This is a genomic window from Caballeronia catudaia, from assembly GCF_001544755.2.
Lineage (GTDB): Bacteria > Pseudomonadota > Gammaproteobacteria > Burkholderiales > Burkholderiaceae > Caballeronia > Caballeronia catudaia.
Genome location: NZ_FCOF02000132.1, coordinates 1 through 1,375 on the forward strand (window position 1 = coordinate 1; position 1,375 = coordinate 1,375).

Annotated in this window: 1 protein-coding gene; it reads left to right on the forward strand. The window is 67.1% G+C overall.

The genetic code is table 11. The features are described 5' to 3' along the window. Positions 1-11: 11 nt before the first annotated feature. Positions 12-1,375: transglycosylase domain-containing protein (locus tag AWB75_RS36420; protein ID WP_200823084.1), on the forward strand; the 1,364-nt coding region annotated here is incomplete at its 3' end.

A 1,375-nucleotide genomic window follows, 5' to 3' on the forward strand; every position in this document is an offset into this window, starting at 1 on the left:
TGGAAGAAGAAATCTCACGCGCGCCGCGCGCCACATCGGCGAGGCGCTGGATCGCATGGCTCTTCGCCATCGCGGGCGTGCTCATTTGCGTCGTCGCGGCGCGCATGACGCAGATCGAATTGCAGACCTCGCAGCGGCAGGCGCGTTACCTGTCCGAGCTCGGCCGCGAAATCGGCTTCTCTGTCGATGAAGGAGCCAGCCCGAACGCTCTCCATGCCGCTGCCGGGCCCTACGATGTGCGGCTCGGATATGCGTCGCTGCCATCGTTCGAGGAGCGGCTCGCCGCGCGCGGATTCGCCGTCGCGGCGCAGGCGCGCGGAACGGCCGCCATGCTGTCGATGGCCGACGAGGGGCTCTTTCTTCCCTATCAGGAAAAGGACGGCGCCGGGCTCGCATTGCTCGATGCGCGCGGCGCCTCGCTTTACCGTGCATTGAACCCGGGCCGCGCTTACGACAGTTTCGAGTCCATTCCGCCTGTCATCGTCAATGCGCTGCTCTTTATAGAAGACCGCAATCTTCTCGACGAAAGCGAGCCCAACCGCAATCCAGCAATCGACTGGGGACGCTTCGGTCGCGCGCTTTTCGATCAGGGCGTGCGCGTCTTCGACAAACACGCGCCGCAACCGGGCGGCAGCACGCTGGCTACTCAGATCGAGAAGTTTCGACACTCGTCGGGCGGGCGCACGGCCTCGCCGCCGGAGAAGCTTCGTCAGATCGCCTCCGCGTCCGTGCGCGCCTATCTCGACGGCCCGCAGACCATGCCGGCCCGTCGCCAGCTCGTCGTGCGCTATCTGAATTCCGTGCCGCTTGCAGCGCGGCCGGGCATCGGCGAGATCATTGGACTTCCCGACGGGATGGCCGCCTGGTACGGACGCGGCTTCGACGACTACAACCGCATCCTGAACGCACCCGTTTCGGCCGAAACGCTCGATGCGCAGGCGCTCGCGTTCAAGCAGGCGCTATCGCTGATGATCGCGCAGCGCGCGCCGTCGCGTTTCCTGCGCCCCGGCAGCCCCGAGCTCGAGCGTCGCACAGACAGCTATCTGCGCCTGCTCGGTGCGAGCGGCATCATCGCGCCGGCGCTGCGCGACGTGGCGCTTGCCGTGCCGCTCGAACTGAGTCCGGCGCCGCACCGGCGCGACGCTGTGTCGTTCGTCACGCGCAAGGGCGTGACCGCGTTGCGCACGAACCTGCTCTCGACGCTCGGTGTTCGGAGCCTTTACGATCTCGACCGGCTCGATCTCACCGTCACCGCGACGCTCGACAACGCGGTGCAGCAGGCCGTGAGCGACCGTCTGGCGAATGCGGCCACTCGCGACGGCGCGCGCGATGCGGGGCTTATCGGCTATCACATGCTGCGGCCGAACGACGATCC